The 24,320-nt window shown below is 59.8% G+C and carries 24 protein-coding genes and 1 tRNA gene; 19 read left to right on the top strand and 6 right to left on the bottom strand.

The features are described from left to right. Both istB and istA read right to left on the bottom strand, forming a co-directional pair. Nucleotides 1-858: IS21-like element helper ATPase IstB (gene istB, locus NB311A_RS15940; RefSeq protein WP_009797880.1), on the bottom strand; the 858-nt coding region annotated here is incomplete at its 3' end. After that, a complete protein-coding gene (gene istA / locus NB311A_RS15935) occupies nt 858-2,357 on the bottom strand; it encodes an IS21 family transposase (protein ID WP_009796680.1) in 1,500 nt (499 codons plus the stop codon). The genes istA and istB, both read right to left, overlap by 1 nt. Before the next feature lie 345 nt (nt 2,358-2,702). Between istA and NB311A_RS22115 the strand changes: the two genes are divergently transcribed. Then, nucleotides 2,703-2,951 carry a hypothetical protein gene (locus tag NB311A_RS22115; protein WP_207382388.1) on the top strand — a complete coding sequence of 83 codons (249 nt, stop codon included), beginning with the start codon at nt 2,703-2,705 and terminating at the stop codon, nt 2,949-2,951. Nucleotides 2,952-3,020: 69 nt separating this feature from the next. Here the strand turns inward: NB311A_RS22115 and NB311A_RS22110 are convergent, their stop codons facing one another. Further along, nucleotides 3,021-3,317, bottom strand: coding sequence for a helix-turn-helix transcriptional regulator (locus NB311A_RS22110; protein ID WP_009799516.1), 297 nt, complete (start codon nt 3,315-3,317; stop codon nt 3,021-3,023). A gap of 414 nt (nt 3,318-3,731) precedes the next feature. Here NB311A_RS22110 and NB311A_RS15920 point away from each other — a divergent pair, with 414 nt between their 5' ends. The 10 genes from NB311A_RS15920 (at nt 3,732) to arsC (ending at nt 14,435) form a co-directional block, all read left to right on the top strand. Further along, nucleotides 3,732-5,987 carry a bifunctional (p)ppGpp synthetase/guanosine-3',5'-bis(diphosphate) 3'-pyrophosphohydrolase gene (locus NB311A_RS15920; RefSeq protein ID WP_009799515.1) on the top strand — a complete coding sequence of 752 codons (2,256 nt, stop codon included), beginning with the start codon at nt 3,732-3,734 and terminating at the stop codon, nt 5,985-5,987. 463 nt (nt 5,988-6,450) lie between these two features. Next, nucleotides 6,451-7,230, top strand: a complete 780-nt coding sequence (locus tag NB311A_RS15910; protein WP_009799514.1) for a pyridoxine 5'-phosphate synthase — start codon at nt 6,451-6,453, stop codon at nt 7,228-7,230. Next, nucleotides 7,227-7,646, top strand: coding sequence for a holo-ACP synthase (gene acpS, locus NB311A_RS15905; protein WP_009799513.1), 420 nt, complete (start codon nt 7,227-7,229; stop codon nt 7,644-7,646). The genes NB311A_RS15910 and acpS overlap by 4 nt, the downstream gene beginning before the upstream one ends. A 270-nt stretch (nt 7,647-7,916) precedes the next feature. Then, nucleotides 7,917-8,675 (top strand): signal peptidase I, encoded by a 759-nt coding sequence (gene lepB, locus NB311A_RS15900; protein ID WP_009799512.1) that lies wholly within the window; start codon nt 7,917-7,919, stop codon nt 8,673-8,675. Then, nucleotides 8,672-9,472: a ribonuclease III gene (gene rnc / locus NB311A_RS15895; RefSeq protein WP_009799511.1), complete on the top strand. Its 801-nt coding sequence runs from the start codon at nt 8,672-8,674 to the stop codon at nt 9,470-9,472. The genes lepB and rnc overlap by 4 nt, the downstream gene beginning before the upstream one ends. Next, a complete protein-coding gene (gene era / locus NB311A_RS15890) occupies nt 9,469-10,380 on the top strand; it encodes a GTPase Era (RefSeq protein ID WP_009799510.1) in 912 nt (303 codons plus the stop codon). Before rnc ends, era begins: the two co-directional genes overlap by 4 nt. A gap of 13 nt (nt 10,381-10,393) precedes the next feature. Beyond that, nucleotides 10,394-10,765, top strand: coding sequence for a hypothetical protein (locus NB311A_RS15885; protein ID WP_009799509.1), 372 nt, complete (start codon nt 10,394-10,396; stop codon nt 10,763-10,765). Nucleotides 10,766-10,824: 59 nt separating this feature from the next. Further along, nucleotides 10,825-11,607 carry a DNA repair protein RecO gene (gene recO / locus NB311A_RS15880; RefSeq protein WP_009799508.1) on the top strand — a complete coding sequence of 261 codons (783 nt, stop codon included), beginning with the start codon at nt 10,825-10,827 and terminating at the stop codon, nt 11,605-11,607. 93 nt (nt 11,608-11,700) lie between these two features. Next, nucleotides 11,701-13,950 carry a DNA topoisomerase IV subunit A gene (parC, locus tag NB311A_RS15875; RefSeq protein WP_009799507.1) on the top strand — a complete coding sequence of 750 codons (2,250 nt, stop codon included), beginning with the start codon at nt 11,701-11,703 and terminating at the stop codon, nt 13,948-13,950. 92 nt (nt 13,951-14,042) lie between these two features. After that, on the top strand, nt 14,043-14,435 hold the full coding sequence (gene arsC / locus NB311A_RS15870; RefSeq protein ID WP_040675630.1) for an arsenate reductase (glutaredoxin): 393 nt from the start codon (nt 14,043-14,045) through the stop codon (nt 14,433-14,435). 444 nt (nt 14,436-14,879) lie between these two features. On the opposite strand, the gene NB311A_RS15865 is transcribed toward arsC, so the two are convergent. After that, the gene (locus NB311A_RS15865) at nt 14,880-15,353 is read right to left on the bottom strand and encodes an outer membrane protein assembly factor BamE (protein ID WP_371256528.1); all 474 of its coding nucleotides are present in this window, start codon (nt 15,351-15,353) and stop codon (nt 14,880-14,882) included. A gap of 107 nt (nt 15,354-15,460) precedes the next feature. Between NB311A_RS15865 and NB311A_RS15860 the strand changes: the two genes are divergently transcribed. From NB311A_RS15860 to NB311A_RS15830, 7 genes are all read left to right on the top strand, one after another. Next, complete coding sequence (locus tag NB311A_RS15860) at nt 15,461-16,003, top strand: ubiquinol-cytochrome C chaperone family protein (RefSeq protein WP_009799503.1); 543 nt, start codon at nt 15,461-15,463, stop codon at nt 16,001-16,003. Between the two features lie 9 nt (nt 16,004-16,012). Then, nucleotides 16,013-16,606, top strand: coding sequence for a DUF177 domain-containing protein (locus tag NB311A_RS15855; protein ID WP_009799502.1), 594 nt, complete (start codon nt 16,013-16,015; stop codon nt 16,604-16,606). A gap of 243 nt (nt 16,607-16,849) precedes the next feature. Then, nucleotides 16,850-17,911: a phosphate acyltransferase PlsX gene (plsX, locus tag NB311A_RS15850; protein WP_040675629.1), complete on the top strand. Its 1,062-nt coding sequence runs from the start codon at nt 16,850-16,852 to the stop codon at nt 17,909-17,911. Further along, nucleotides 17,908-18,885: a beta-ketoacyl-ACP synthase III gene (locus NB311A_RS15845; RefSeq protein WP_040675561.1), complete on the top strand. Its 978-nt coding sequence runs from the start codon at nt 17,908-17,910 to the stop codon at nt 18,883-18,885. The genes plsX and NB311A_RS15845 overlap by 4 nt, the downstream gene beginning before the upstream one ends. A gap of 130 nt (nt 18,886-19,015) precedes the next feature. Beyond that, the gene (locus NB311A_RS15840) at nt 19,016-19,336 is read left to right on the top strand and encodes an integration host factor subunit alpha (protein WP_009799499.1); all 321 of its coding nucleotides are present in this window, start codon (nt 19,016-19,018) and stop codon (nt 19,334-19,336) included. 36 nt (nt 19,337-19,372) lie between these two features. Beyond that, the gene (locus NB311A_RS15835; protein ID WP_009799498.1) at nt 19,373-19,969 is read left to right on the top strand and encodes a MerR family transcriptional regulator; all 597 of its coding nucleotides are present in this window, start codon (nt 19,373-19,375) and stop codon (nt 19,967-19,969) included. Between the two features lie 81 nt (nt 19,970-20,050). Then, nucleotides 20,051-20,128 (top strand) — tRNA-Pro (locus NB311A_RS15830). A 121-nt stretch (nt 20,129-20,249) separates the two neighbouring features. On the opposite strand, the gene NB311A_RS15825 is transcribed toward NB311A_RS15830, so the two are convergent. Beyond that, nucleotides 20,250-20,540, bottom strand: a complete 291-nt coding sequence (locus NB311A_RS15825) for a hypothetical protein (RefSeq protein ID WP_009799497.1) — start codon at nt 20,538-20,540, stop codon at nt 20,250-20,252. Between the two features lie 873 nt (nt 20,541-21,413). Here NB311A_RS15825 and NB311A_RS15820 point away from each other — a divergent pair. Continuing rightward, the gene (locus NB311A_RS15820; protein WP_131522927.1) at nt 21,414-23,108 is read left to right on the top strand and encodes a hypothetical protein; all 1,695 of its coding nucleotides are present in this window, start codon (nt 21,414-21,416) and stop codon (nt 23,106-23,108) included. 10 nt (nt 23,109-23,118) lie between these two features. On the opposite strand, the gene NB311A_RS15815 is transcribed toward NB311A_RS15820, so the two are convergent. Beyond that, complete coding sequence (locus NB311A_RS15815) at nt 23,119-23,535, bottom strand: WbuC family cupin fold metalloprotein (protein ID WP_245257018.1); 417 nt, start codon at nt 23,533-23,535, stop codon at nt 23,119-23,121. Nucleotides 23,536-24,320: the final 785 nt, after the last annotated feature.

The raw sequence follows: 24,320 nt of genomic DNA, 5'->3' as shown, positions 1-24,320 counted from the left end.
GGCTCGCAAATTTGACCCCGTATCGGCGTTCAATTTTGACCCCTTCGCGCGGCGTGGTTTGAGGGTAGCGCTCGACTCGTCGGAGCTGGCCGGGATTGCGGAGACGAGACGAGCGCGGGTGGCGTGATCGTCGTCGCGGCTTTTGAAGCGCCAGCTGTCGTTACCGGTTTCGACGATGTCGCAGTGGTGGGTCAACCGGTCGAGCAGCGCGGTGGTCATCTTGGCGTCGCCGAACACGCTGGGCCATTCGCCGAAGGCGAGATTGGTGGTGACGATGACGGAAGCACGCTCGTAGAGCCGGCTGACGAGATGGAACAGCAACTGGCCGCCGGATTGGGCAAAGGGCAGATATCCGAGTTCGTCGAGCACGATGAAGTCCATCCGGGTCAGATGTTCGGCAAGCCGGCCCTGACGTCCGTTACGGGTCTCGATCTCGAGGCGATTGACGAGGTCGACCACGTTGTAGAAGCGACCGCGGGCGCCGGATCGGATGCAGCTTCTGGCGATTGCGATGGCCAGGTGGGTTTTGCCTGTGCCGGTGCCGCCGACGAGCACGACGTTGCGCTGCTGGGCGATGAAGCCGCCGCCGGCGAGATCATTGACGAGCGTCTGATTGATCGGCGTGCCTTCGAACTGGAAGTCATCGAGATCCTTGGCCAATGGCAGCTTGGCGATGGTGAGCTGGTACTTGATCGACCGCGCCTGCTTCTCGTTGATCTCGGCGCTGAGCAGGTCGCCGACGATGTGCTGAGGTTCGTGCTGGCGCTTGACGGCCGTCGCCATGATCTCGTCGAAGGCAGCCCTCATTCCGTAGAGTTTGAGCTCACCCATGAGGTCGAAGATTTGGGTTCGTTCCATCAGATGGTCCTCCGGAGGTTGTCGTAACGGGCGCAATCGGCGATCGGCGCATGGCGGAGCGTCAGTGCCGCCGGCGTCATAATGTTGGCCGGTGCAGCGGGTTCGCGTTGGCGAGCCAGGATGTTGAGAACGACGTCAGCGGAATGAACGCCATGAGCGATCGCCTCGGCGCAGGCGGCTTCGACCGCCGACAAACCGTCCGTCAGCACCGCATTGAGGATGTCGACCATCTGTCGATTGCCGTCGTCGGTGCTGGCGAGCCTGCGCCGGATCCGTTCGATCGCGGCCGGCAACACCCAGTCCTTGAAGGGTGCGCCGTTACGTAAGGCCCCGGGTTTGCGCGCGAGCACCGGCACGTAGTGCCAGGGATTGTAGGTCGTCTCGCCGCGTCCGAACGATCGCGGATGCTCCGCAACGATGCGCCCGTCCTGACGGATCACGATGCGATCGGCATAGGCTTGAACTTCGACCGGGCGCCCGACGGCGCTGGCAGCGACCGAGTATTTGTTGTTGTCGAAGCGCACCAGGCAGGTCTTCGAGACCGATGCCGGCACCGCGTGGAATCCGTCGAACCGGCCAGCATAGGGAACGAGCTTGGGCCGCTCGGCTTCGAACACCTCCCAGACCGTCTGTTCGGCCAGTTCTGGATGTCGGTGCGCCTTGGCGTAGGCGATGCACTTATCCAGAAGCCACGCGTTCAACTCGTCCAGGGTTTTGAACCGCAGCCGTGGCGTGAAGAACCGTTCCCGGACCAGCCCGACCTGGTTCTCGACCTGACCCTTCTCCCAGCCCGACGCCGGCGTGCAGGCGACCGGATCGATCAGATAGTGGCTGCACATCTGCAGGAAGCGGCGATTGTAGCGGCGATCCTTGCCGACGAAGATCGTCTCTACCGCCGTCTTCATGTTGTCGTAGATGCCGCGGCTGCAGGTACCCTTGAACAGTGCGAACGCCCGGTCGTGGGCGTCGAATACCATCTCCTGCGTCTCCCGCGGATAGGCCCGCACGAACAGCATGCGGCTGTGGCACAGCCGGACATGAGCGACCTTCACGATCGCCGTCACGCCGTTGAGGAGAACGATCTCATGGCTCCAGTCGAACTGGTAGGCTTCGCCCGCCGCAAAGCTCAACGGAACATAGGCCGCCGCGGTCGATTGCCCGCGCTCCTTGCTCCAACGCCTGGCGTAACGCCGTACGGCATCGTAGCCGCCGTCATAGCCGCGTCCGCGCAACTCTTCGAAGATCCGGATCAGCGTCAGCTGTTCGCGAGCCGATTTGGCCGCGTTCGCCGCCAGCAGTTCATCAAGCTCCGCCGCCCAACGCCCGAGTTTGGGGCGCGGCTGGATCGAACGCTCATACTCGAACAAGGTCTTGCCCGACCTCAGCACCTTCCGGACCGTGTTCCGCGACACCTTCAGGTCACGGGCGATCTCCTTGATCGTCTTGCCCTTGATGAAGTGTTCGCGCCGTATCCGCGCAATCGTCTCCACGATCAGCATCCCCGACCACCTGCTTCATGACAAAGCAGGCAGCGCAACAGCCAACCTGTAGGGGGTCAATTTTGGACGCCGATCCCCCGGCTTACGGGGTCAATTTTGCATGCCGAATGACACGACGGGCATTCAGTTTGCGTGAAGAAAACGCGTCAAATCAAAAAGATAGAGCCTTCACCGTTTCCGCTATGAAGCGGTGAAAGACTCTGAGAGCGTGCCAGGTCGCCTGCCGTTTCAGCAACAATCATCGACCGGGACTGTAAACAGGCGACCGACGTCAGGTCCGGAGGGCATTTAGCCGGCCACAATCTCAATCGCTCCGTGGTCATCGCAATGGTCGCCATGAGGGTGATGAAGCCGACCGTTCACAAGGTAATCGACGTGATCGCCATGCGGAACGGCCTGATGCCCGCAATCGGGACCATGAACGTGGCCGGCGTCGTGCCCCACGTGACCAAATTCCGGCGTGCAGCGATCGGGGTTCTCAGCGTTTACCTCGATGGTGTGCTCTTCAACCACGTCGCCCGTCTGATGGTGCAGATGACCGTCATGCAGGTAATCGACATGATCGCCGTGTTTGACCGCGACATGGCCGCATGAAGGCCCGTGCTTGTGGTCATGATCGGCATGAGTATGGGTTGTCATATACTTTCCTTTCCTGGCTGGACTTCAGTGGCCTTCACAAGCGTGCTCGATCGCATTGTCCACGAGGTTGAGAACGTGCGTGTCGGCTAACGAATAAAAAATCGTCTGGCCCTTGCGCCGCCGTTTGACGAGATGCGCCGTCAGCAAGACCTTCAAACGGGCGGACACGGTTGTGACCTTCTCCTGTTCGATCTCGGCGAGTTCTCCAACGCTCAGTTCGCGCTTTGATAAACGCAAGAGGATACCAAGCCGGTTTGGGTCAGCCAGTGCCTTGAGCATTTCGGCTGCCAGCTCGAGCTGATGCCGATGAGGATCAACCATCACCGTATTTCCAATATTCCAATGAATTATCGAATAATGGATAGCCGTTGTCAAGTCTCGAGGGCGAGGAGGAGTATCGGAGGGTAACTCACCAACCCACAACGTCCTTCAGATGTTGGAATTTTCCTTGAGGGCGCCGGCATTCCATCAAATGCGTGCGAAGTCCCGTTTAGGACGACCACAAAAGCATTAAATCTCCGCGATCGCTAGGCGTCGGGGGGGCGGTAAACCCTGTTTCGGGCTTTTTGCGTCCAGTTCATCGGCGTCTGTCTTTTATGATCAGAATCTTGGTGCGCCTGAATCGAATTCGACTTTCGGTCGGGACAATCTAGGATAGATACTGGAGGGTGACGGCGGTTTCCCGCGATGAAGGCACTTGGTTCTATGACAGGTTGGCCTCGCAGAACGCGACAGATGGAGTCCGCGACCGGTTCGGTCGCGGCGGAGACGATGCCGGCTGTCCCCGTCAAGCCGCCGCGCCCGCGCATGATGCGTCAATACGACCTGGTCGAACGCGTGCGCTCCTATAACCCCGACACCGACGAAGATTTGCTGAACCAAGCCTACGTCTATGCCATGAAAGCTCATGGCGAACAGATACGGGCGTCGGGTGATCCCTATTTCTCCCATCCGCTCGAGGTGGCGGCGATCCTGACCGGTCTCAAGCTCGACGATGCCACCATCGTCGCGGCGCTGTTGCACGATACCATTGAGGACACCGAGGCCACCCGCGCCGAGATCGACAATATGTTCGGGCCCGAGATCGGCGCGCTTGTCGAGGGCCTGACCAAGCTGAAACGGCTGGAACTGGTCTCGCGCGAGGCCAAACAGGCCGAAAATCTGCGCAAGCTGTTGCTGGCGATTGCCGACGACGTCCGCGTGCTGCTGATCAAGCTTGCGGACCGGCTGCACAACATGCGGACCCTGGAGTTCGTGCCGCCGGCTTCGCGTCAGCGCATCGCCGAGGAAACTCTGGACATCTATGCGCCGCTTGCGGGTCGCATGGGTATGCAGGAGATGCGCGAGGAGCTTGAGGATCTGGCGTTCCAAACCCTCGATCCGGAAGCTCACACGGTGGTGGCGCAGCGGCTTGATGCGCTGGCCGAGCGTAACCGCAACCTGATCGGCGAGATCGAGAGCCAGCTCGCGACCAGTCTTGCCAACAAGGGTATCGTTGCGCGCGTGAGCGGCCGTCGCAAGCAGCCGTTTTCGATCTGGACCAAGATGGAACGAAAATCGGTCGGTTTCGAGCAGCTTTCCGATATTTTCGGATTCCGCGTCGTGATGCCCGACGTCGAAGCCTGCTATCGCGCCCTCGGCGTGGTCCATATGACGTGGCCGGTCGTGCCTGGCCGTTTCAAGGACTATATCTCGACGCCGAAGCAGAACGACTATCGCTCGATCCACACCACGGTGATCGGACCGGGCAACCAGCGCGTTGAATTGCAGCTCCGGACCGAGGAGATGGACCGCATTGCCGAGTTCGGCATCGCCGCACATGCCTTCTACAAGGACGGAGCGGGCTCGCCGACCGAATTGCTCAATCGGGAGTCCAATGCGTTCGCCTGGCTGCGTCATACCATCGAAATGCTGTCGGAAAGCGCCAATCCGGAGGAATTCCTCGAACACACCAAGCTCGAATTGTTTCACGACCAGGTCTTCTGCTTCACCCCGAAGGGGAAGTTGATCGCGCTGCCGCGGCACGCCAATGTCATCGACTTTGCCTATGCCGTGCATACCGACGTCGGCAACAGCACGGTGGGTTGCAAGATCAACGGCAAGTTTGCGCCGCTATCGTCGCGATTGCAGAATGGTGACGAGGTTGAGGTTCTGACGTCCGCCGCCCAGTCGGCGCCGCCATCCGCCTGGGAAACACTCGCGATCACCGGCAAGGCGCGGGCAGCGATCCGGCGCGCCACGCGAGCCGCCGTGCGCGGCCAGTATGTCAGCCTTGGCCGGAGGATCGTGGAACGCCTGTTCATTCGCGCGAAGATCGAATATGCCGACGACAAGCTCACCGGCGCGTTGCCCCGGCTGGCGCGCGCCACGATCGAGGATGTCATGGCTTCGGTGGGGCGGGGGGAAATGCGCGCCGCCGATGTCGCGCGCGCGATGTATCCGGACTACAAGGAGGAGCGGGTGGGCCGCCCGGGCGTCAACAAGAGCCTGGCGGTGAAACTCAGACTCAAATCGCCGCCTGATCCGGTTCGCAGCCCGTCGGTGATCCCGATAGGCGGGATCAATTCGAACTTGCCGATCAAATTCGCGCCCAATGGCGGCGCCGTGCCGGGAGACCGTATCGTCGGCATCGTCACCCCCGGCGAAGGCATCACGATCTATCCGATCCAGTCGCCCGCGCTGACGGATTTCGAGGAAGAGCCCGAGCGCTGGCTGGACGTTCGCTGGGATGTCGACGACACCACGCCGCAACGGTTTCCGGCGCGCATCGTGCTGGATAGCCTCAACGAACCCGGCAGCCTCGCGCAGGTCGCAACCGTGATCGCCGAGCATGACGGCAACATCGACAATATCAGCATGACGAGGCGTTCGTCGGACTTCACCGAAATGACCATCGATCTCGAGGTTTACGATCTCAAGCATCTCAGCGCCATCATTGCCCAGTTACGTGCGAAGGATGTTGTGGCACGGATCGAGCGGGTCAATGGATGATACCACCAATTACCGGTCCAAAGCTAAAGATTGTCGGCGTTGTCCTCCTATCGTTGGCTCTCTATCTTTCGTTCTCCTTGTTCGGAAAGTCGCATTTTATGGCGGCTGATGAATCTGTGACACGATCGAGAGTTTTAGAATCTATTCCAATCGGAACGTCCGTTGCGCAAGCTCGGACCGTGATGGAGAAGAATGGGTTTAGGTGTCGCGTTATGAAGAACCAGCGATACGCAGATTTTGGGTCGGATCATAAACAGATCACTCGCGGACCAGCTAATATATTATGGTGCGACTCTGGCGAACGCATCACCGGATACCTTGTCCTTACCAAGAGATGGCAAGTTACTTTCGAGGATAACGACGGGTCGGTCTCCTACGTTGCGGTAGGGGTTGGCGTTACCGGACCTTGAAACCGGGCGAACACGGGTTCGACTCGCTGAGATTGAGTACATAAGAGTGATATATGGCGACGTTTGCTAAACTTTCTAATATCCGCCTCGGAGTCAACGTCGATCACGTCGCCACCATCCGCAACGCGCGCGGCGGTGATCGGCCGGATGTGGTGCGAATAGCGCTTGCGGCGATCGCGGCTGGCGCCGACGGCATCACCGCGCACTTGCGCGAGGATCGCCGTCATATTCGCGATTCCGACATGGCGCGACTCAAGGCCGGAATTGCGAAGCCTCTCAATTTCGAAATGGCGGCGACGGCGGAGATGCAAGGAATTGCGCTGGCCACCAAACCGCACGCCGTTTGTCTGGTCCCCGAGCGGCGGGAGGAACTGACCACCGAAGGCGGTCTCGACGCAGCCGGCCAATACAACGCGCTGGCGCCTTTCATCGCGAAACTGAATGACGCCGGCATCCGGGTCTCATTGTTCATCGCCGCCGATCCCAGGCAGATCGAGGCGGCGGCGAAACTGCACGCGCCGGTGATCGAGATTCATACCGGCGGCTGGTGCGATGCCGTTGTCGAGGGCGACAGGGAGAAAGCGGATGCCGAGTGGCGCCGTATCGTCGAAGGCGCCGCATTGGCCAGGTCGGCGGGTCTTGAGGTTCACGCCGGTCATGGTCTCGATTACGCGACGGCGGAGACGATCGCGGCTCTGCCCGAGATCGTCGAACTGAATATCGGATACTTTATGATGGGCGAGGCCTTGCTCGTCGGCATCGCCGAGACCGTTCGCACCATGCGCGCGGCCATGGACCGCGGGCGCGCAACGTTGAAGATGCGGACGGCATGATCATTGGCATCGGCTCCGACCTGATCGATATCCGCCGGGTGGCGAAGGTCATCGAGCGTCACGGGGACCGGTTTCTCAACCGGGTCTTCACGGAAGCCGAGCGGGCGAAGGCCGAGCGTCGCGCCGCTAATGAGAAAATGGTCGTCGCGACCTATGCGAAGCGATTCGCCGCGAAGGAAGCGTGCGCCAAGGCGCTCGGGACCGGAATCCGGCAGGGCGTCTGGTGGCAGGATATGGGCGTCATCAATCTGCAGGCCGGGCAACCCTCCATGATGCTCACGGGCGGGGCGCTGAAGCGGCTGCAGGTGCTCACGCCTCCCGGCCTTGACGTCCGCATTGACGTGAGTCTGACGGATGACTGGCCGCTGGCGCAGGCTTTCGTCATAATTTCGGCTGCCGAACCGGGCAAATCTTGAGCCGACTCGGAATAGCTTAAACTAAAATATGCTATCTATCAGATGGTTATCTGATTTTTGTGGCGCGGTTGATTGCGCGGTCGTCAACAACCGTCTAAAACGCCGCAGGGATACCTCGACGATCAGGGTGAATCAGCTCAAATCGTGACGAATTGCATATGAATTCGTCCAAGCACCAGAATTCACTGCGTTTTTGTGCGGAACGGATACGCTTCGCGCTAAAGCGCCATGCCATCGCTTTTAAGCGGCGGCCAGCCACATAGGGAAGCGATGGGCGTGACATCCGGAACCAAAACTGAAAGCGGCGTCGGCGAGACCGTCCGCGTCGTTGTCCACGCTCTCTTAATCGCACTCGTGATCCGGACCTTCCTGTTCCAGCCCTTCAACATACCCTCGGGATCGATGAAGGCGACGCTATTGGTCGGCGACTATCTGTTCGTTTCGAAATACTCGTATGGCTACAGTCACTATTCCATCCCATTCTCACCGCCGCTGTTTTCGGGGCGTGTGTTCGGTTCCGAACCGAACAGGGGCGATGTTGTGGTGTTTCGTCTGCCGAAGGATAACACCACCGACTATATCAAGCGGGTGATCGGGCTGCCGGGCGATCGCATCCAGATGAAGGAGGGGCTGCTCTACATCAACGATACGCCGGTGCAGCGCGAACGGCTGCCGGATTTCGTGGGCGAAGATCCTTGCGGCTCCGATGCGACGGCGCGCGTAAAGCAGTGGCAGGAAACGCTGCCAAACGGCGTCACCTATAAAACGCTCGATTGCGTTGATAACGGCTTCTACGACAACACCAATGTCTACATTGTGCCGCCTGGCCATTTCTTCATGATGGGCGACAACCGTGACAATTCGACCGACAGCCGCGTGCTCTCCGCGGTCGGCTATGTGCCGTTCGAGAATCTGGTCGGGCGGGCGCAGATGATCTTCTTTTCGATCGCGGAGGGAGAGCATGCCTGGCAGGTTTGGCGCTGGCCCGCCGCGGTGCGGTGGAATCGTATATTCTCCATCGTACGATGATCAACGAATCGGCTGACATTAAGCCAGTTCCGACCTCCGACGACGTAGCTGTGCCATCCGGCACGGAGCCGATGGCGTTTGCCCCGAAGAAGAAGCGAGCCCGGACCAGCACCAAGGCCATCATGGCCGCGATCGAGCAGCGGTTGGGCCATAAGTTCGCTGATATCTCGCTGCTCACAACGGCTTTTACCCACGTCTCGGCGCTGAAGTCATCGCGCGGACGTAGCGATAGTTACCAGCGTCTCGAATTCCTCGGCGATCACGTGCTCGGTCTGGTGATCTCCGACATGCTCTACCGTGCCTTTCCCCAGGCAGACGAGGGCGAATTGTCGAAGCGCCTGGCCGATCTCGTGCGCAAGGAGACATGTATCGACGTCGCCAGATCGCTCGATCTGCAAGAGGGCGTCAAACTCGGCGCGGTCGGTGCTGGCGCCGGGGCTCGGCTGCGCCGGTCCGTGCTCGGCGATATCTGCGAGGCGGTTATTGGTGCGGTCTATCTCGATGGTGGCTATGCGGTGGCCGCTGCCTTCGTCGAACGCAATTGGCTCGAGCGGATGCGCAAGCCGGTGCGGCCGCTGCGCGATCCCAAGACCGTGCTGCAGGAGTGGGCGCAGGGCAAAGGGCTGCCGACGCCGGTTTACCGCGAAGTGGAGCGCACCGGGCCGCATCACGATCCGCGCTTCCGCGTTGCGGTGGAATTGCCGGGGCTGGAGGTCTCGGAAGGTATCGGCGGCAGTAAGCGTGCGGCGGAGAAGGCTGCGGCATCCGCGATGATCGCTCGTGAAGGTGTCAAGTGAGCCAGAGTGGACCGACTGCGCGATGCGGTTTCGTCGCGTTGATCGGGGCGCCGAATGTCGGCAAATCGACCTTGGTGAACGCGCTGGTCGGCTCGAAGGTCACCATCGTTTCGCGCAAGGTGCAGACCACCCGTGCGCTGATCCGCGGCATCGTTGTCGAGAACAATGCCCAGATCATTCTGGTCGATACCCCCGGCATCTTCGTTCCGAAACGGCGGCTCGATCGCGCCATGGTTTCGACCGCATGGAGCGGTGCCCACGACGCCGATCTCGTCTGCGTGCTTCTCGACGCACGCGCAGGCATTGATGACGAGGCCGATGCCATCCTGACAAAGCTCGCCGCCGTGGCGCATCCGAAAATTCTGGTGCTGAACAAGATCGACCTCGTCCCCCGCGAAAAGCTGCTGGCGCTGGCCGGCGCGGCCAATGAACGTCTCTCGTTCGAGGACACGTTCATGGTGTCGGCGTTGTCCGGCGATGGCGTCGATGATCTGCGTCGCTCGCTGGCCGGACGCGTGCCGGAAGGGCCGTTTCACTATCCGGAAGACCAGATGTCGGACGCGCCGCTGCGTCATCTCGCTGCCGAAATTACACGCGAGAAAATTTACCGCCATCTGCATCAGGAACTGCCGTACCAATCCACCGTGGAGACCGACACCTGGACCGAACGCAACGACAAGTCGGTTCGTATCGAGCAGACCATCTTTGTCGAACGCGACAGTCAGCGTAAGATCGTTCTGGGAAAGAGCGGTGCGACGATAAAGGCGATCGGCGCCGATTCTCGCAGGGAGATCGGTGAGATCATCGGTCAGCCGGTGCACTTGTTCCTGTTCGTGAAGGTACGTGAGAAGTGGGGCGACGATCCGAACCGTTATCGAGAAATGGGACTGGAGTTTCCCAAGGAATAGGCCGGGGTACGAAATGACGATCCCGAGAGATGTGCTGCGGTTTGAAGTCCTGCTGTACCTTTCGCTCCTGATCGATACGTTGTCGGCTGCGTTCATCGCGCGCCCGTCGGCCGAGGTCGACCAGGCGGCCGCGGTGAGCGCCGATACGTTCGTCGTTATCGTGTTCATGTTTTTTCTGGTTCTGGTGTGGCTTGCGGCACGGCAACGAAAGAATTGGGCGCGGTGGGCGCTGGTCGTTGCGCTTGCGCTTTCGGTGCTTTCGCTGCTCGGCTCCCTGAGCAGTGGACTGACTCTGGCGGTGTCGGTCGACCTGCTTTCCACCAGTTTGGCCGGAGCCGGACTATATTTTTCATTCTCCGATGACGCGGAAGACTGGTTCGAATGACGCGGCAATCCGGCGCGATCGGATTGCTGCGACAAGGAACGATACCGTAGACTGGCGCGATGGAATGGATTGACGATGGCATCGTGCTTGGGGTGCGGCGGCATGGCGAGTCCTCGGCCATCGTCGAACTGTTGACCCGCGATCATGGGCGTCATCTCGGCCTTGTGCGTGGCGGGGCCGGATCACGGATGCGTCCGCTGTTACAACCCGGAAATTCAGTCAACGCGTTGTGGCGGGCGCGGCTCGACGAGCACCTCGGCGCCTATGCGCTGGAAGGAACGCGGATGCGCGCGGCAAGCCTTCTCGCCTCGTCACATGCGACCTATGGCGTGACCCATCTGGCGGCGCTGGCGCGCCTGTTGCCCGAGCGCGACCCGCATGAAGGCATTTTTACGATGCTGGAACGGACGCTTGACGATTTTGATCATGCGGGCGGGGCGGCGATCCATCTGATCCGGTTCGAGTTGGCGATGCTGTCTGAACTTGGTTTCGGCCTCGATCTGTCGGCCTGTGCGGCCACCGGCGTCACCGGCGACCTCATCTACGTTTCCCCGAAATCGGGCGGGGCGGTGTCTCGGCAGGCCGGCGAGCCCTGGCGCGATCGGCTGTTGCCGCTGCCCCCGTTTCTGCGCGCTTCCCATGACGAGCAAAACGGCTGCTCGGAACAAGACCTGCTGGATGGGTTCGAACTGACCGGGCGCTTCCTGCTCCGCCATGTGCTGGAGCCGCGCGGGCAGGGCCACTCCGACGCTCGCGCCGGGTTTATCAATGCGGTGGTGCGAAAGCGGGCAGCGGCAATTCCGGAGTGCGCCATGGCTGGCGAAGACAGGGCGTCCGGATAGCTGAACGATCGCGGCGCTGAGTTTGAACCCTCCCTCCACATGAGAGGTCATTCACGCCTTGTCGGCGCACACGGCAGGCGTTAACCCGTCCTCATGGGAAAGAGATTGATTCCGGCTGAGCCGGCCGAAATTCACGAGGTGCAGCTTCGGGAGGCGCTCGAAGAGCGTTATCTCGCCTACGCCCTGTCCACCATCATGCACCGCGCTCTGCCGGATGCGCGGGACGGCTTGAAACCCGTGCACCGGCGTATCCTCTACGGGATGCGGTTGCTGCGGCTCGATCCCGGTTCGGCCTTCAAGAAGTCCGCCAAGATCGTCGGTGACGTGATGGGCTCGTTCCATCCTCATGGCGATCAGGCGATCTACGACGCCATGGTGCGGCTGGCGCAGGATTTCGCCTCGCGATATCCGCTGGTGGACGGTCAGGGTAACTTCGGCAACATCGACGGCGATAATCCGGCGGCTTACCGTTACACCGAAGCGCGCATGACCGATGTGGCGCGGCTGCTGCTCGACGGCATCGACGAGGACGCTGTCGAGTTCCGCCCCAACTATGACGGCCAGAGTCGCGAGCCGGTGGTGCTGCCCGGCGGCTTTCCGAACCTGCTCGCCAACGGCGCGCAGGGTATCGCGGTTGGAATGGCGACCGCGATCCCTCCGCACAACGCCGCCGAACTGTGCGACGCCGCGCTGCATCTGATCGACAAGCCGGATGCGAAGCCGAAGGCGTTGCTGAAATGGGTCAAAGGACCGGACTTCCCGACCGGCGGCATCATCATCGATTCCAAAGAGAGTATCGCTGATGCCTACACGACCGGGCGCGGCGCTTTCCGTACCCGCGCCAAGTGGCACCGTGAGGACGGCGCGCGTGGCACATGGGTGATCGTGGTCACCCAGATTCCGTGGTTGGTGCAGAAGTCGCGGCTGATCGAGAAGATCGCCGAACTGCTCAACGACAAAAAGCTGCCGCTGGTCGGCGACATCAGGGACGAGTCAGCCGAAGACATCCGCGTCGTCATCGAGCCGAAGTCGCGCAACGTCGATCCCGAGCTGGTGATGGAATCGCTATTCAAGCTAACGGAGCTTGAAAGCCGCATTTCGCTCAATCTCAACGTCCTGATCAAGGGCAGGATTCCGAAGGTCGTCGGCCTTGCCGAGTGTCTTCGCGAATGGCTCGATCATCTGCGCGACGTGCTGCTGCGCCGCTCCGCGCACCGCAAGGCGCAGATCGAGCACCGGCTGGAAGTGCTCGGCGGCTACCTGATCGCGTATTTGAACATCGATAAGGTCATCAAAATCATCCGCACCGAAGACGAGCCGAAGCCAGCCTTGATAAAAGCGTTCAAGCTGACGGAGGTCCAGGCGGATGCGATCCTCAACATGCGGCTGCGTAGCTTGCGCAAGCTTGAGGAAATGGAGATCCGCACCGAGGACAAGAACCTGCGGGCGGAACTGAAGGGCATCAATGCCGTTCTGGGCTCCGAAGCCAGGCAATGGGAAAAGGTCGGCGAGCAGGTACGCAACGTGCGCGACATGTTCGGCCCCAAGACGCCGCTCGGCAAGCGCCGTACCGTCTTTGCGGACGCGCCCGAGCACGATCTTGCCGCGCTGGAAGAATCGCTGGTCGAGCGCGAGCCGGTCACGGTCGTTGTGTCCGACAAGGGCTGGGTGCGGACGCTGAAAGGTCACGTCGAGGATCTATCGAACCTGTCCTTCAAGACCGACGACAAGCTCGGCTTTGCGTTCCTCGCCGAAACCACGTCGAAGCTGCTGCTGTTCGCCACCAACGGCAAGTTCTATTCGCTCGACGTTGCGAAGCTGCCGGGTGGACGCGGTCATGGCGAGCCGATCCGCCTGTTCATCGATCTGGAACAGGATGCGGCGATCGTGTCGCTATTCGTCAACACCGGCGGCCGTAAGTTCCTGATCGCGAGCCACGAGGGGCAGGGGTTCGTCGTCAACGAGGACGATTGCGTCGGCACCACGCGCAAAGGCAAGCAGGTTCTTAGTGTCGAAATGCCGAACGAAGCGAAAGCGATCACGACGGTCGCGGGCGATCAGGTTGCCGTCATCGGCACCAACCACAAAATGGTGATATTCCCGCTGGATCAGGTGCCGGAGATGGCGCGAGGCCGTGGTGTGCGGCTGCAGAAGTACAGGGACGCCGGCCTGTCCGACGTCGCCGTGTTCGATTCGAAGACCGGATTGACGTGGAGGGATTCCGCGGGCCGCGAGCAGGGCTTGAGCTGGAAGGATTTGTCGGACTGGCGCGGCAACCGCGCCGACGCCGGACGCCTCGCGCACGGCCTGCCGAAGTCGAACAAATTCGGCCGAACCATATGACACCGCGGATATAGCGTTTCGAGTGAGTGGATTCCGGTTCACGTGAAGAAAATGCGTCAAAACGACTCCAGACATCTGAGCGGATGCCGACCATGACCGTGACCATCTATCACAACCCCTCTTGCAGCACCTCCCGCAATACGCTGGCGATGATCCGGCAGAGCGGCGAGGAGCCGAAGATTGTCGAATATCTCAAGCACCCGCCGGATCGTGCGCGGCTTCGCGCGCTTGCGAATGCTATGAGTGTCCCCATACGCGGGCTGTTGCGGGAGAAGGGTACGCCTTACGCCGATCTCGATCTTAGCAATCTCAAATGGACCGATGACCAACTTCTGGATTTCATGGTGGCGCACCCGCTCCTGATTCAGCGCCCGATCGTGGAAACGCCAAAGGGTGCGCGTATATGCCGTCCGCCCGAGACCGTGCTTGAGCTGCTCGATTCGCCGGTCGATTCCAAGGCAGATGGCGAGGGTCTCCGACGTTAGAGCGTTTTCGAGCGAAGTGGATACCGGTTCGCGTGAAGAAAACGCGACAAAACAAAATCATAGAGCCGGCTTCTGATTCTATCAGAAGCGGAAGGGCTCTAAAGTGTTTTCGAGCGAAGCATATCCTCGGGCTTGAGCCGGGGATGGGTACCGGTTCGCGAAATCACGCACAAAGTTGTTTGCCGATAATTCTTAAATCAACGCTCTACATCCTTCCGCACACAGGTCTCCCTGGCGCGGGATGAGATTAAGCTTGGTCATATCCGGCGTTGGCAAAGTCATTTGAACATTCGTTTGCTGTGAGGGTAGCGAGGATGTGGCTGGTCGCCTTTTCGAGAGCGTCTGTGGCGCGGCTTGCGGCCTTGCGCAGCCAATGCTTGAGCTTGGCGAAGAACTGTTCGATGGGGTTCAGGTCGGGCGAGGGGGCGGAGATAAACCGTAGCTTTACTTCGCGCTCAGCAGCTTGAACAGCGGCTGGAGATAGCTGATCTCCTGACCTGATGTCGGCGTGGTGCGGCTGATGAAATCGAAAATCTTGCCGTCCTTCAGTCCGTAGTTGGCGAGCCGGGTCACCTGGCGGTTCTTGTCGAAATAGACCGCGATCACACGCTGATCGATGACCTTCTGTGGCATGAAGGAGACCTTCCGCTCCGCGCGCTGCGAGATGTAATAAAAGACCTCGCCGTTCAACGTCGCGACCGTGGAAGGGGTACCCATCACGATCAGCACCTGATCCTGGCTTGCGCCGATCTGGATTTGCTCGAGAGCGCCGGGGGGCAGGATGTAGCCCTTCTGGAAGGTCTCGCCGGTGCAGCCGGCCATGGCCGCACACACCAGCGTGGCGGCGAGCGTCGCGCGCAGACCATGCCGTCGCGTTGCGGCGCTTCCGTTTGCCTTCTTCGGGACCGATACTGTCATTTCCGGGATGACCCTATCCTCTTGCATCGCGCGCGCGGTTGACGTACCCGGCAACGGTCCCCGATTGCAATAACGGAATCCCCTGCGGGCTCTCTTTCGGTACCCACATGCGCTGGCCGTTCAATCGCTTCAAAAAACAGCCCCCCGCTCCGTCGCGCCGCACCATTGAAGCGATCTATGGCACGATCGTGGCGCAAGCGCGAGAGCCTGCGTTTTATCAGGCGTACGGAGTGCCGGACTCGGTGAATGGCCGCTTCGATATGGTTCTGCTGCATCTGTGGATGGTGCTTCGGCAACTAAGATCGGGGCCTGACGACGCTGTTGCGCAGGCTCTGTTTGATCACTTCTGCAGCGACATGGACGCCAACCTGCGTGAGATGGGTGTCGGCGATCTCAGCGTTCCGAAGCGCATGCAGGCGTTTGGAGAAGCCTTTTACGGTCGTTCGGCCGCCTACGATCGGGCCCTGGTCGAGGGCCTCGAGCCGCTGGCGCGGGCGCTCGACAAGAATATCTATAGTGGAGGGAACATCGACAGCGCGCGACGGCTTGCCGCCTATACGGCGGACGCGATCGCCGCGCTCGCTCGTGGTGATTGCGCTACGCTGACCACGGAAGGTTTGCGTTTTCCGGATCTCGCGCAACGGGAGTGAAGAGCAGGCATGACTGTCAACGACAACAGGTCGAACACCGTTTTAAGTCCCTGGAGCTCGCGGGCCACGGTCGCGCAGATTCCGGAAGCCGGCCTTCATCGCGATATCGAGGCCGATGAGAGCGTGCTCATGGCGTTGGCGAAGATCGCCGGCTTGCGCGGCATCTCGTTCGCCCGGGCTTCATTCGATCTGACACCGGGGCGCGACGACAGCGTGCACGTGCGGGGCAGGGTCTCGGCGCGTGTAGGACAGACCTGTGTGGTGTCCCTCGATCCGATCGAGAACGATATCGTCGAGGACATTGACCTGATCTTTGTGCCGGAAGGCCGGGTTCGCGAGTTCGCCGCGCCTGTCAACGATGACGACGGTATCGGCGGAGAAATCCCGGATCCTCCCGAACCCATCATCAATGGCGTCATTGACCTCGGACGCCTGGCGACCGACATCTTGTTTCTGGGAATCGATCCGTATCCGCGGAAACCCGATGCCGTTTTTGTCGCGCCCGCAGGCGGGGTGGATCCCGAGGATCGTCCCTTTGCCGCGCTAAAGGACTTGAAAATCCGGCCGGGCCCGCCAAACAAGAAGAAACCCGCAGGCGGTTAAGGGCCGAACTCTGGATGTAGTTTATAGAAAATCGAATCAATGGCATTGAAAGTAAATAGCTTTGTTCGATTTGTGGCATCCTGCTATTCCTTGCAAAACTGCAGAAAGCGGGGGTTTCGGATATTGTATCAAGGCGGGGACACGTTATTGTCGCGGCCGCGTGGATAAAGTGCCACGCTCTACCATTCTCCATGTTTGGCCGCGCGCTTCAGGCTTGAAAAGATCAAGGTTTCCGGGACTTCTATGCCGCAGAAGGTTCGAATCGCGCTTGACGCCATGGGTGGCGATATCGGCGCATCAGTGGTCATTCCCGGAGCCGCGATTTCACTCAACCGTCATCCCGATACCGAGTTTCTGCTTTATGGCAACGGCGCTCTGATCGAAGCGCAGCTCGCCGCCCATCCAGCTATGAAGGCTGTATCCCGCATCATCCACACCGACGTTGCCGTCAGCATGGACGACAAGCCGAGCCAGGCGCTGCGGCGAGGCCGCAAGACCTCGTCGATGTGGCTTGCGATCGATGCGGTGAAGAAGGGAGAGGCCGACGTTGCGGTATCGGCCGGCAATACCGGCGCACTGATGGCGATGGCGCGGTTCAACCTGCGGACGTTACCCGGCATCGATCGTCCCGCGATCGCAGCAGTCTGGCCGACCATACGCGGCGATTCCGTGGTGCTCGATCTTGGTGCGACCATTGGGGGAGACGCTGGCCACCTGGTGACTCTCGCCATCATGGGCAGCGCCATGGCGCGCGTCCTGTTTGATCTCGAACGGCCGACGGTCGGCCTTCTCAACATCGGCGTTGAGGAGGTCAAGGGTGGCGAGGAAATCCGGGAGGCGGCAGAATTGTTACGGTCGCTAAATCTGCCGCAGCTCGAATTCATAGGTTTCGTCGAGGGCGACGGGATCGGCAAGGGAGCTGCCGACGTCATCGTCACCGAAGGCTTCAGCGGCAATATCGCGCTGAAGACCGCCGAGGGAACAGCGCGCCAGATCGCGGAATATCTGCGTAGCGCGATGTCGCGCACCCTGTTGTCGCGGATCGGATATCTGTTTGCGCGGAGCGCCTTCCAGGCGCTGCGCGGCAAGATGGACCCTCGGAAGTCCAACGGCGGCGTGTTCCTCGGGCTGAACGGTATCGTCGTCAAAAGCCATGGTGGAACCGATGCCGAGGGCTTTGCTTACGCGGTCGATGTTGGCTATGAAATGGTTCGATACGATCTCCTGACCAAGATCAACCAAACACTCAACCGTCACGGCCACACCCTTGCTTCGGCGTCGGCAGTGCAGGAGGCTCTCTCTTGACTGCGATACGTTCGGTTGTGCTCGGCTGCGGCTCCTATCTTCCGCAAAGGGTGCTGACGAATTCCGAGCTGGCAACCAAAGTGGATACTTCGGACGAGTGGATCGTCCAGCGCACCGGTATTCGTCAGCGCCACATTGCCGCGGAAGGGGAATTCACGTCACATCTCGCCATCCATGCAGCGAATGCGGCGCTTGCTCATGCCGGCGTCGACGCGCAGTCGATCGACCTGATCGTGTTGGCGACGTCGACGCCGGACCATACGTTTCCGGCGACGGCGGTCGCGGTTCAGAACGGACTCGGCATCACCCACGGCGCCGCCTTTGATCTTCAGGCCGTCTGTTCCGGGTTCGTCTTTGCCCTGGCCACCGCCGATAATTTCCTTCGTTCCGGCGCGTTCAAGCGCGCGCTGGTGATCGGCGCCGAAACCTTTTCGCGCATTCTGGATTGGACCGATCGCTCCACCTGCGTGTTGTTCGGCGACGGCGCCGGTGCGGTCATTCTGGAAGCTCAGGAGCAGCCCGGCGAGCCTTCGGACCGCGGAATTCTGACGACACATCTGCGCTCCGACGGTCGTCATCAGTCAAAGCTTTATGTCGATGGCGGGCCTTCTTCCACCCGGACCGTGGGTTATCTCCGGATGGAAGGCCGCGAGGTGTTCAAGCATGCCGTCGGCATGATTACCGACGTCATTGTCGCCGCATTCGATGCGTCCGGCACGAGCGCGGACGATATCAACTGGTTTGTTCCACATCAGGCCAATAAGCGAATCATCGATGCGTCGGCCCATAAACTGCATATCGCGCCGGAAAAAGTCGTGCTGACCGTCGATCGCCACGGCAACACCTCCGCTGCATCAATTCCACTGGCATTGTCGGTCGCGGTCGCGGACGGACGCATCAAAAGGGGCGATCTGGTTCTACTCGAAGCGATGGGCGGCGGCTTCACCTGGGGCTCGGTTCTCGTGCGGTGGTAAGACTTGAATCAAAGTCACCGCCGCAAATGCCGCCATCTATTATCCGAAAGCATCATGTGATAGGTTGACCGTGGGCCGTTAAACTCTTAATTTCAGTTACAAATTGTTCGCCGGGAGCTTGGGGCAGGCGATGACCGGAACCGGAAAAACAGTCACTCGCGTCGACCTCTGCGAAGCCGTCTACAAAAAAGTAGGACTGTCGCGCACCGAGTCGTCTGCGTTTGTAGAACTCGTTCTCAAAGAGATCACCGACTGCCTGGAGAAGGGCGAGACGGTGAAGCTGTCGTCCTTCGGATCATTCATGGTGCGCAAGAAAGGCCAGCGTATAGGCCGCAATCCCAAGACCGGCACCGAGGTGCCGATCTCTCCGCGTCGTGTGATGGTCTTCAAGCCGTCGGCTATTCTGAAGCAGCGGATCAACAGCAACGGCGCCGGCGCCAAAACGGATTAGTCCGGCCTTCGTCGCGATTGGCAGAGGAGCGAGCATTTGGACAAGGCACCGGATGCTTTTCGGACGATTAGCGAGGTCGCCGGCGATCTCGATATCCCCCAGCATGTCCTGCGATTCTGGGAGACCCGGTTTTCGCAGATCAAGCCGATGAAGCGCAGCGGCGGCCGGCGTTATTATCGTCCGGACGATGTCGATCTGCTTCGTGGCATCCGCCATCTGTTGTACAGCGAGGGTTACACGATCCGCGGCGTGCAACGGATTCTGAAAGAGCACGGCATCAAATCAGTGCAAAGCCTGACCGAGGGGTCGTCTGCCGCGGCTTTCGGCGCGATCGAGGAGGATATCCGCAACACTCTCGACGAAATCGATGAGGACGAGTCCGGCTACGAGAGCGCCGAGGACACGGAAGACGATGAAGATGACGGCGACAACTCACCTCGCGAGCGGGAGCCGGTTGTGCATCGGCCGCTGCGGCACGACCTCGACGATGTACTCTGGTCCGGTCCCGACAGCGATGCGATTCCGGGCGTAGGCGCCGCCTCTGTCGAGCTTACGAAGCTAAAGGGTGTATTGGCCGAACTTGTCGCCTGCAGGCAATTGCTGGACGATGCGCTTAGCGAGGGCGAACCGTAGCTTTCGCCTGATGCATTTTCTTTGTAAGAATCCGTATCACTTCGCGTGAAAACGCTATATGGAAACGGGGCCGTAACGGCTCGGAGCGTAGCGCAGCCCGGTTAGCGCACTAGTCTGGGAGACTAGGGGTCGGAGGTTCAAATCCTCTCGCTCCGACCAATTAAGCGGTTGAAATCCTGACATATTCTGCATTGCCTCCGATTGTCGCTAGATGATTTTCCCGTCCTGGGAAGCACCAGGGAAACACGAGGCGCTTTTTGGGCGCCTCGTGCAGCGGTTTCTAGGCCGTTGTCCTCCCGGCCGCCAGCATGCGCTCCGCTTTGCTGAGCGAGACGATGGCGTCAATCACCACCATATTGCGAGGCATCGCATAGAATTGCCCAACGGCTTTCCGGCCCAGCGGCTTCAACATGCGGGCGGCTTGGCCGGAAGGCACGTGGGCCTGAATCACTGCTAAACCATCATCAATGATCAGGGCAATCGGTACGTTGCGCGCCTTAAGGCGCTCGACGATATCGGTGGCGCGATCGGTGGGCATTTGATCGGCGGAGATTTTCTTCAAAGCGTTCATAGATGTTTGCCTTTCGAGCAAATTGCATCCGGGGGCGAAATGACCGCATCTAAGAGCAGCCCCGCACGCCTTTAGGCTCGCGCCTTGGACATGCGCGCGCGGCCCCCGGACTAGAAATTATGATCGCCGACTGACCGGTAACGACATTCGGCTTAGATCAATGGGCTTTCGACCCGCCGTGATGATGCGCCAAAAAATCAGAAGCGCAAGAGGCGCATCGCTGTGAATTTGCTGTTGCAGGCAGAAGTCAACACGTAGCGCCTTGAGCGCTGGGCGCTATTGCTGCTGAAAATTATTTTGCACGCTGCAGGAGTGCGACAAAGTCAACACGAGCGCTTAGCCGTGCGCCGTGCGCCGTGCGTCGCGGCCATCGATGGGCGGGGCAGGCGGGTGGGGCACCCCTGGTGGGGGGTCGGCCGCCTCGCCGCCAAACGTCGGAACGCCCCGGCGCTAATTTTTTAGTTTCAGAATCCCTCGGGTCAGGACGAGGCAAAGCCGCTGTTGCTTGAGCAAGATTGGAAGAGACGAACGAGCCGTAGAACGTCTTACGCGCGAATGCTCAGAGCATAATACGCTTCCAACTCTCCTCATTCATGATAGTATAGCGATTGGGTGACACAGCTGCTCCGCCGGCAGCACCGCGCTAAACGCGGCTCCGAAAGTGTCGCCGGCATGCCCTATCCGACAAAATACACTCGTCAGTACGATTTTCAAAGTTACCAGGTCAGCAACCCGACGCGGCCGTTACCTGGCAACCAGGTCAACATTGATCTGAACGCGGTCGTTACGTCGATTGGCGAGGTCGTCGACTTCCTGAAGACGTCAATCCGCGCCGATGGCCGACTGGCCAATGGCAGCGTCGGCGTCAATCAATTGGATGCGACGTTCGACATTGGATTCTCGCTCCCGACTACTTGGGAGCCAGGCATCGATTACACGACGGAAAGCACGGTTTTTTACGCAGATGCGTTCTATACTGCCAACGTAGCGCACACCTCGACCGATGGCTTCGACGAAAGCAAGTGGGACCTGATCGTCGACTTCGGCGAGCAGGCGACCAACGCTGCGGCGTCAGCTACCGCGGCTGCGGCTTCTGAAACGGCTGCGGCCGGTAGCGCGACGACCGCCACGACTCAGGCCAGCAATGCGGCCGACTCAGCTACTGCGGCTTCGAACAGCGCGACGGCTGCTTCGGGTAGTGCGACCACGGCGACCACCCATGCGACCGCTGCTGCGGCATCTGCGACAGCGGCCGCAGAGTCGTTCGACAGCTTTGAAGATCGGTATCTCGGAGCGAAATCTGCCGATCCGATGCTCGATAACGATGGCGACGCCTTGCTCACTGGTGCGCTCTATTGGAGCACGAGTGAGAGCGCGTTGAAGGTTTACGACGGTGCCGACTGGCAGCTTTACAACCCTAGCGCGGCGAGCGTTAAGGTGGCGACCAGAACTGCTCTGAAGGCGCTTAACACGAGCTCGACGTCATTCATATTCCCCACCGAGGAAGGGCGCGAAGGCGGGTTTGTGTTTCGCTCCGGCGACTACTCCACATACATCTCAAGCGACACGGGCGAAGGCGTCTACATCAAAGCCGACGACACTGACGCTGATACAGGCGCTTGGGTGCGCGCGCACTCAAAAGGCCGCTATTCGGTGATGTGGTTCGGCGCTTCGACAGATAACACGAACGCAGAGAACAAGACCGTGCTGCAGGCAGCGATCACGCTCTGCGACGTTGACGGCGGCGGCGTGGTCGAAGTCCCGTGGCCGATCTGCTACGGCTATGTGAAGACGGATGTATCGACGCACCCGGATTTCAGCGGCGTCGACAACGACATGATGGTGGAGGATCGCGGGCTCGGTGCGAGCTATTCCGCATTCCCGCCAGCGAAGGAAGGCTGGCAAGAGCGACTGTTCTATTACACCAAGCAAACCGATCCGGTCGGCCAACATGACGGCAACGGTTTTGGAATCTCAGCCAATTGGCATCCCTATATCTGGCTCGATAATGCGGGACAGTATGCGGATGTTGGCGATCCGTCTAGGACGGCAAGCGATAACCTGCGAACGAGTATATTCTACGCGCATCTAGGCCATCCGATCTGGCAGGTCGGGATGGGGCAGGCCAAGGTCGGCGATGTCGCGTTTGACGATATGTATCACTACGCAATCGCCGCTTTTTCAAGCGACGGCACCCCGCGCCACACACCGTACCTGGTGAACTATCTAACGGGGGCGGTGAACTATTCAGTTGGGTCAGTGACCACACAAGCTGCTCATTGGTTCAAGCATGAGCCGATGGTTACTAACTCATTTCCGACGATGTTGATTGAGAACGGAACGGGTGATGTTACGCTTACGATGCGGAATTCAGCTGGCAGCGACCCGGACGTCAGTGTTCTCAATAATGACGGCTGTTGGGATTTCAAGGCTCCGGTCATATGTCGCGTGACCAGCACGAGGCCGACCGGGGTTCCGGTTGGGACGCAAATATACGACGCGTCCTTAGGCATTCCAATTTGGTGGAACGGATCAAATTGGATGAACGCTATTGGGAACGCCGTTTAGCGTCCGCAAGTCAAAGTTGCCAGTAATCTCCTGCCTTCGCGGAGGTTAGCCATTCCGCAGCTCGTCTCGCGTCTGGGGAATTCTCGGGAGGGAATAGTTCAAGAAACTCCGCAACTCGGTATGGCCCCGGTTTGATCTCGAGCATGAGCGCCGAAGGCGTCAGGGCGACGACCGTGTGCCATGCTCCCACGGTGATCTGCGATATCGGGATCGATCCTGCGGTGAGTTCGATTCTGTCAGCGACATGGCCGTTATCGGAGAACAACAGCAAGGCGAGCACCCCCCGCATTGGAATTATCATTTCCCATTGCTCTGGATGGCGATGGGGTTGGATATAGGTGCTTTGTTCGAAAGCAACGAGCAGCCGTTGCGTTGGGTCGGCATGACTTTCGTGGAGAAGAAGGTGTGATCGCCTGCGCGGAGACATTTCCGCGTCGCTGAGAAGCCTGTCGCAAGTGCTGGCTTCGACTGACACGAAGCCGTCGACGCTGGTTGTCCAATCGGAGAACTTCATCAGCACTTTCCAGATCACATTGTCCGGCGATGGTTCAGGTGAGCCAGAGCGTCATCGGGGACTTGCGCCACGGCAAGGGCTTTGTCACAGGCCGACGTCAGAGCGCGTGGATGGGGCGTATGTGACCCGACGCTCATCCTTCTTTCGCATCGAGCCTACGTTCCACTCTGTCGATGCACGCAGCCACGTGGCCCTTCAGTCCACGTATATCGACCTTAACCTCAGACAGGTCTTTGGACGTGTCATTGAGCTTGGCCTGAATGGTCTTCAAAGTCTTGAGGAGCAGTTCGTCGTGAGATGTCATTTAGCGTGGGTTTTACACTTGCTATAGAGGCTATAATGATGCCAAGCATTTCAACGCGAGACCGGTGTTCGCTTTGGCAGGTTAGAGAGCACGTCACCAGGGATTCGTTTCCACTTTCCGTTTGGTATCCGCCTCACTTGAAAGCAATCCTTCGTACTTGAATTGCAATAAAAGCATCGGCCATTCCCGCCTTTGCTCTTCGGGGAGCACCCAACTACGTCTCCGTTGTCGAGCTTGGAAAATCCGCAGCCCTTTGAATTACCGCAAGCCTTCAGCGTTTTATCCATCGGAGCCGCGTTGACTGGCGCGCCCATTCCGATCGCCATAACTACCGCTACCCCTAGGGCCCACCACCTTCTCATCGCGCACTCCTTCAGCCAAGCATGGCTCAGAA

It is taken from the genome of Nitrobacter sp. Nb-311A, assembly GCF_000152905.1.
Taxonomy (GTDB): Bacteria; Pseudomonadota; Alphaproteobacteria; order Rhizobiales; family Xanthobacteraceae; genus Nitrobacter.
The sequence above is the reverse complement of the archived record's forward strand: the minus strand, read 5'-3'. Positions and strand labels throughout refer to the sequence as shown.